Annotated in this window: 6 protein-coding genes; 1 reads left to right on the top strand and 5 read right to left on the bottom strand. The window is 31.8% G+C overall.

What is annotated here, in order from left to right; translation table 11 throughout:
* Positions 1-175: 175 nt before the first annotated feature.
* Entirely contained in the window at positions 176-862 is a 687-nt protein-coding gene (locus VB264_RS18555; RefSeq protein ID WP_309914543.1) for a LytR/AlgR family response regulator transcription factor, read from the top strand.
* Positions 863-894: 32 nt separating this feature from the next.
* On the opposite strand, the gene VB264_RS18550 is transcribed toward VB264_RS18555, so the two are convergent.
* The 5 genes from VB264_RS18550 to VB264_RS18530 form a co-directional block, all read right to left on the bottom strand.
* The gene (locus VB264_RS18550; RefSeq protein ID WP_323251739.1) at positions 895-2,085 is read right to left on the bottom strand and encodes a DUF5009 domain-containing protein; all 1,191 of its coding nucleotides are present in this window, start codon (positions 2,083-2,085) and stop codon (positions 895-897) included.
* A gap of 20 nt (positions 2,086-2,105) precedes the next feature.
* Positions 2,106-3,215: a family 20 glycosylhydrolase gene (locus VB264_RS18545; protein ID WP_323251737.1), complete on the bottom strand. Its 1,110-nt coding sequence runs from the start codon at positions 3,213-3,215 to the stop codon at positions 2,106-2,108.
* Positions 3,216-3,395: 180 nt separating this feature from the next.
* Positions 3,396-3,827, bottom strand: coding sequence for a nuclear transport factor 2 family protein (locus VB264_RS18540; RefSeq protein ID WP_323251735.1), 432 nt, complete (start codon positions 3,825-3,827; stop codon positions 3,396-3,398).
* A 200-nt stretch (positions 3,828-4,027) separates the two neighbouring features.
* Positions 4,028-6,358 carry a hypothetical protein gene (locus VB264_RS18535; protein ID WP_323251733.1) on the bottom strand — a complete coding sequence of 777 codons (2,331 nt, stop codon included), beginning with the start codon at positions 6,356-6,358 and terminating at the stop codon, positions 4,028-4,030.
* A 418-nt stretch (positions 6,359-6,776) separates the two neighbouring features.
* Positions 6,777-7,262: a GyrI-like domain-containing protein gene (locus VB264_RS18530; protein WP_323251731.1), complete on the bottom strand. Its 486-nt coding sequence runs from the start codon at positions 7,260-7,262 to the stop codon at positions 6,777-6,779.
* Positions 7,263-7,383: the final 121 nt, after the last annotated feature.

Genomic DNA, 7,383 nt, shown 5'->3' with positions numbered 1-7,383 from the left:
AATGATTCACTAAAAATACGTCGTTGACGAATTTTTAAACTTGTACTTTTTTTAGAATCTGATTTCGATTTGCTCATAAATAAGTTGAAATTTATGTCAACCTATTTTAGGCAAGCACATCTAATCACTATTTACCAATCACCAATCACTAAAAAAAACTAATCACTCAAAAAAAATGACAGCCATTGCTATCGACGACGAACCAAAAGCATTAGAAGTAATAGAAATTCATGCCTCCAAAATTCCCTTTCTAGATTTGAAGGCAACTTTTACTGATGCCTTCGAAGCGATTCCATATCTACAAAACAATAAAATAGACCTTATTTTTTTAGACATCAAAATGCCCGACATATCGGGGATAGAATTTGTACACTGTTTGCAGAAAGTACCGATGGTAATATTTACCACGGCCTATTCTGAATATGCTGTTCAAGGCTTTGAGCTAGATGCTCTCGACTATCTTTTAAAGCCTTTTTCACTGGCTCGTTTTATGAAAGCCTGCAACAAAGCGCTATCTATAAAACAATTGAAAGAAGGAGAGGAGCGAGATTTTATTTTTATCAAGACGGGCTATGAAGAAGAAAAAGTGTTTTTTGACGATATACTCTACATCGAAGCCGAAGGGAATTACCTCACTTTTATGTTGAAAAATGGCAAATTGCTCAGTCGTCAAACCATGTCTGATATTTTACAAGTATTGCCAGAAAAGCTATTTGTTCGTATCCATCGTTCCTATATTATTGCTTATAGCAAAGTAGAAAAAATAGCCAGACAAACAGTTTCTATCCAAGGAATAGAAATTCCGATTGGAGCATCGTATGAAGATAACCTAGACTTGATTAAAGATAGATTAAAAGGATGAGTAGCTCGACTTTGCAAGTCGAGCCACAAACCTCAAATTTTTAACTTAACATTTATCCTACCCAGCAAAGTAGCAATACTAATAATGATAAACGAGTAAATCAATGATTTTACTAAGCCTACTATACCTGTAGTGAGGAAAGCGGGTAAGGCAATGCCTGATAAGTTAGCGATGCTATAATACCAATAAGGAATCAAATAGCAAGTCAGCGTGCTTGTACCCGCAGTTTTAATGCTTCTAAACCAATGTGCCTTTTCTTTGATGTCAACGACGTAGTAAATTAAAGCATAAAAAATAAAGGAAATACCACAGCAAAGGAAAACCCAAGTAGGCGTTGCTAAAATTTTTGAAATAATAAAATACTGTCTTAGTACAAAGCCCAGTATTAATAATACGATACCGATTACCACATAAATCCCTACCAGTTTTTGACGATTTTCAGAGCTAGCATATTGTTCTAACAACACACTAGCCATGATACCTGCAAAAGCGAAAGCAAAGAAAGCACCATTGGCTAAAATCCAATCAGAAGGACCAGTACTCCAAATTTTTTGTAACAATCCTGCATGACCAGCAATGGCGAAGAGATTAAAAAATACCGTAAAAAAAACGAGTAAAGATGTTTTTCGATAGGTAAATAAATAAATGATGGCTGCCGTGAGGTAAGTCCAGCCAATAAGCCCTAAAATTCCCCACCACTGGGGCGTCATACCTATTATATTATTGTCAGACCCCGCTTTAAAAATATACGCTAATATCAATAATAGGATTACTCCTAAAGCCTGTAGTCCCACAAATATTTTGCTTTTAGTAGCATCTGATTTTGGATATACATTCCAAATCAAAAAGAAGCCTAGCACCATTAATATCTGGAATACTTCACTACTCATTCCCGTAGCTGTTTCATTGATTTCTGGTACGTTTACCGTAAACACACCCATGATTAGTAAAGCTATCGAACGCGTAATGATATGTTTGGTTAGCTGTAGAGGAGTGTCACCTTTGGCAATACGATTTTTAATGGCAAAGGGAATAGCCATGCCAAGAATAAATAAGAAGCAAGGGAATACCGTATCGGCCAGCCCCATACCATCTTGCTCGGCTTCGGTGTGTTCTAACCAAAGAGGTATGTCTTTCAATGTCCAGAGGTCATTTACAAAAATCATTAACAGCATTGTTAATGCCCTGAATATATCGATTGAAAAAATACGTTTGATTTCCATCAGCTTATAAAGTTAGATTGTTATTTGTCAAGGCGATTTATCTCTGTAAACATTGCTCTAAAACAATTAGCAGAAGTGTTTTCTTCCGCTACTTTATTGGAATTCCTTCCATAAAATTCATCTAAAAAACTTTCAGCACTAGACCAAACCGTTTGCATTATTCCTTGGAAATGCTGTTTCATCGTTGATGTTGCCGACTGTCTGAATTTCACCATATCCTGTGTTTGAGCTACTGCAAATTTGGGCATTCTCCAAGGGCAAGTGATTACGTTTAACCCTTTTATCGCAAAATAAACAGCTGTTTGGTCGGGACGTTCATAGTGCCAATCACAGATAGTAACGTCTTTGGCAATCAAGTCAATGGCTCGGTGAGTATTGTTAAAGCTAGCTTCCCACATACCTATCCCCGTTGTTTTGCCATCAATGAGACGGTCGCCCCAAATCCAAAGTTTTCTGTTTTTTAATGCCAAATGATTTCTGATTTCATTTACTTCTCCCGCAAACAACTCCGCCTTATCTCTTCCCGAACATCGTGGACATTTATCATCGCCAATATAAAATACTTCATCCATTCCTGCATGAAATGCCTCGCTTTCAAATACCTCGCAGATTTCATCCACAAGCTCAAAAACTACTTTATGTACTCCTGGATGTAAAGGACAATAGCTTTTACAATACAATCCGTCTGGATTAGGCCAAACGTATTTTTCGGGCATTTTTACTGCGGGTGTTTCATCAAATTCTGGGTATACCTTTAATAGATTAGTAGTGGTGCTTGCCCAAGATTGATGTCCCAATAAATTGATTTGAGGAATGATACTGATATTGTTTTTCTGGCAAACCTTTACCAATTTTTTAACATCTTTTTTAGCAAGAGCCTCAGGGTCTATGAGTTCGGGGTGACTTTCAAATTGATAGTTATAATCAACTCGTAGAATCAACGTATTTACTTGTCGAGGAGCGAGTTCCTCTTGGATAAACTTAATAAAATCATCTATTTTTTGGGCTTTAGGAGCAGTAATGCAAAAACCACGTGTAGGAAGAAGGCTATCTATTTTTGATTGTGCTTTCGAGTTATTCCATAAAGCCGCACAAAAGCTAATAAGTAAGATAAGAGAAAATCTAGCCATAGTTATAAGAGCCTAATTAGATTGGATGTACTTACAAGTTGGCTAAATTCACTAAGGATAACAAGGGCTATTAAGCCTAAAAGCAGGCAAAACAGGTCAGTTTAAGGCTTATTTGATAGAAAAATATTAATGAATAAGTATTATATTGCCGTTTTGTTTTAGAAAATAACTTTTTGGCTACTATTGAAAATTATCGTAATAAGTAAAGTCCTTCGTAATCAATCCGTTTTCAATGGTGAAAATCGTGCAGATAGGTAATTTAAAAGTAGTTTTATCAGGGGCAGTGCCAGTAGATATAAATTCTACCACAATGTGGTTATCACCCGAAGGATAAATATTGACGACAGAATCTTTCAAATCAGGAAATAGTTGATTCAATTCACTATACTTTTTAAAAGTTTGTGCCCTTGTTTGTTTAACAATACCTTGCCCTAAGGAAGGGTCTTTGAAGTCGGCAGTTTCAGTGTACATATCTGCCATCTTTTGCCATTCATGTTTATTGAAATGCTCGAAATATTGTTTTACGAGAGCTTCGTTAGCATTAACCTCTGTTTTGGGTTTACAAGCAACAACTATAAAAATAGCGATAATGAAGACAACTATATTTTTCATGATTTTAACGTTTGTATAAGGTTTGATGGTGTTCAAATAAGTAGAACACATTGTTCTACTTATTTGAAATTAACAATCTTTTGTTACATTTTATCTCAAATGAAGATGCTAAATATTTGAAATTTTTCTTGTACGTTTTAAAAACATTCTTGTGTATTGTTGAATTTGTTCATGTTTAACAATTCAAGTAGAAGCAGTAGTTATACTCTCAACTTTGGTTGAATATGTAATTTATTGTACTCATTACCAAATTGATTCTGATAAGCTTCTAAAAGCTTCTTTTTATTTTTATTTAAGCCAAATGTTTTAATCCAATGTAATCCCATTTTAACTTTATCTTTATCCACTATGTATGTTCTATATAGTAAATCATATCCTGCTAGTATAGCCAAAATTGTAATCAATGACATGAGATAAAACTCAGAATATCCCTTTAATTCGATATATGACTTAATTTCAGAGTAATATCTGACAATTATAGGTGTTAATATTGAAACAAGTAAAAGGACGACTGAAGGACGAATACAATATTTTGAAGCTAATTTATATTCTAGTCGTTTGTCTTTTATATGAGATTCAATATATAATATTCTATTATGTTTCCACTTCTCTAAATCTTTAAGATACTTGTTTTCAAGTTGCTGATTTTCTAATACCCTCTCAATATTTGCTAACTTAGAGTTTAGTAAATCTATTTCATTTTTTTTGTCATTAGCATCCTTAATTGCTAATGTTTTTTCTGTCATTAAATTTTCATTTTCTTGTTTGAAATCTTTAATATTTTGTTCTGCTATTATTTTTTTTGTTTCTAGTAACTCTTTTTCTATAATTACAGATTTGATATTTTGTTTTACTTCTTCATTTTTTTTAGCCAAAAACTGATTTTCAATAGCTATATAACTTTCAATTATAGCATTTTGCTTTTCATAGTCATCGTTTACTCTATTCAATTTATCAAGTAAAACTTGATCTCGTAAAATGTTGACTTTTGTTTCAAAAGAAGTTGCGTGATAGTTATCATTTATTATTTGAAGTGCTTTAGAACGAGTAGTAGAATAATCAATCTCAAATGAACGAAATTCTGGAATTGAAAATGTATCAATGAATCTTTTATTAGCGGAATAATCATTTTCAATAAATGGTCTAATAAGTTGAAGGAAAACACTAGGGCTAACTACATAATTAATTTCCCAACTTCTTTTATAGTGTGTTCTCTCAAATTTTGCTAAAATAAAATCGGAGCTTATAAAGAAAGCATTACTTTCTAAGAATTTTGTTTTTTTGGGATTTAACGCTCTTACCTCTGTTAAGGCAATAACATCATGTTTAAAACCTGAAAATGATTTTGGTTTTCTATTTTTGACCTCATCATAAAATTTTTGATAAGCTTCAATATCACATTCAATATCAACTAATTCATTATCAGTGCTTTTACGTGGAATATATTCAATTAACCCAAGGTCTTTTAATATTAAGTCCACATGGTCATATTTTTCTAAGAAAATAGCGGGATCTATTTCATTTTCAATGTTTTGCTTATGAAATAATTCTTCTAATGGACTTAGCCCATCTACAATTATGGCAACTCTACTAGATTCTCTAGTCCATTTAGTAGCCCTAATATATAACGCTCTAGCATCAAATGCTCTTTTGAATTCAGCGAGAGTTTCAGGATGATAGGTGAGTTTAAAAGGTAAACGATTTTTTTTAACTTCTTCTAATATTTCTCTTGCTGAAGCATCTTCACTATTCTTATGTAAATCAAGTATGCCAAATATGAAATTTGTATCTAGAAAAAGGTCAAGCTTATTATATCTTTTATTTAAAAAATTAACGGTTTCTGCATCAGAGGTTAATGCAAAACTTGTAAATGTAGCATCGGCTAATTGAGAAATATAACTTGCTCTTATTTCGTTAGCATTAATTATGAATTGATTAATTGATGAGCTCAATATTTCTTTTGTAAAAGGATTTCCATTTTCTCTTAAAATTGACTCAACAATAACAACAAGACTTTTTTGGTCATCTTCGTTTATACGAATATTAGGATTCAAAAAATTTAATGTTTGCATTCCATGTTGTTCAAAGACATTGCTTAAATATAATTTTAATAAATCCCATAACTTTTCTAGACCCTCATCAGAAATATCATTTATGAATTTTTTTATTTCTTGAAACCATTCTAACCTTACGTTATTCTCTAAATTGTTAGCATCATCTAATCTTTTCTTTAACTTAATTGATATTTCAGGAGTAACAAAATATTCACTAGAGTTTCTATCTCTTATAATTTCCTTTTTGTCTAGCAACTTATCAATATTAGAAGTAATTACACTATTTCGGATTGAAATTCCATAAATTTCCTTTATCTTATTTTCTACATCTACTTCATTTTTGGGATTCTTTTCACAAATATTAGTGAGAGTATGAGTTATTAAATTTTGTACTATTTGATCAAATTTTTCATCGTGAGATAATGCTTTTATGTGACTTAATTTTGAGAAAACTTTTTTATAGTCGAGTTGTTTCATATTTAATATTGATGTTTTATTAATTATACATTTACAATGTTGATTCTTAATAACTTTACTATTTATTAGTTGTTATTTAACCCATAACCTTTAGATTTTAGACTAATATGCACAATATTTGAGTTCTTCTTTAGATTCCTAAAGTAAACATTTATTTATAAATCAGAAACTCAAACTTGTTTTAGTTGATAAAAGAGGATTATATGGCATATAAGATGTATAATGTGTTTTTATTCATTCAAATACATTTACCATTAATCTATAATTTCAAAATTATTCAACCTAAAATATTTTTCTTCATTAACATTTTTACTTTCAGAATAAAAAAAGGCATCAAGAAAACACATTCCTGATGCCTTTATAAAGTTGGTTTATTAGCTTTGATAAAATATCTATTTAATTATTCACCTTTAGCAATTCAAGCTTTTTGTTTAACAGGTATCCAAATTTCCTCTTCAGAATTCGGGTCATCATTAATATATTTATCGCCCAATATTTCAAAATGGACTCTGTCGTCTAAATCATACTCAGAATTTGGTAACCAAGTTCCGAAAATGTATTGAAAAGTTTGTGGACCAGTTGCAGCAGCTCCTTTGTGGATAAATACAGCGTACAACCCACCTTTCAGCGTAAAGGTTTCCATGCCTTCTGGGATGTTATCAAAATCACTTACTTCCATCGCTGCCCATTTTTCAAAAACTGCGGTTGGATTGAAATTGATAAAATCATGAGATGACGTATAGACTTGCAAACAATATAAATCGTTGCCTAAAGCATTGTGTATTTCCTTTCTTCTTGGCATAAAACTTTGCCATAATATCCTTGTTTTATTATCAGCAAAAGACATTTGGATGCCTTTCCCAACTAATTTCTTTTCTAATAAGGTCTCTATTCTTGGAGTCATATTCTATACTTTAGGGTTTACTTTTCAACCTATAAATAAACCAATATTTGTTTTGTGGAAGACAAATCAGTACCAATGTCTTCTAAACTTTTTAAGATTGCTTCTTTGATTGTCATCTTTT

Source organism: Arcicella aquatica (genome assembly GCF_034928825.1).
GTDB lineage: Bacteria > Bacteroidota > Bacteroidia > Cytophagales > Spirosomataceae > Arcicella > Arcicella aquatica.
This window is presented reverse-complemented; position numbering and strand designations above follow the sequence as displayed.

Bases quoted from the DNA above. Each gene is read 5' to 3' on its own strand.
- VB264_RS18555 (WP_309914543.1), top strand. From the start codon at position 176: ATGACAGCCATTGCTATCGACGACGAACCAAAAGCATTAGAAGTAATA.
- VB264_RS18530 (WP_323251731.1), bottom strand. From the start codon at position 7,262: ATGACTCCAAGAATAGAGACCTTATTAGAAAAGAAATTAGTTGGGAAA.
- VB264_RS18545 (WP_323251737.1), bottom strand. From the start codon at position 3,215: ATGGCTAGATTTTCTCTTATCTTACTTATTAGCTTTTGTGCGGCTTTA.
- VB264_RS18540 (WP_323251735.1), bottom strand. From the start codon at position 3,827: ATGAAAAATATAGTTGTCTTCATTATCGCTATTTTTATAGTTGTTGCT.
- VB264_RS18535 (WP_323251733.1), bottom strand. From the start codon at position 6,358: ATGAAACAACTCGACTATAAAAAAGTTTTCTCAAAATTAAGTCACATA.
- VB264_RS18550 (WP_323251739.1), bottom strand. From the start codon at position 2,085: ATGGAAATCAAACGTATTTTTTCAATCGATATATTCAGGGCATTAACA.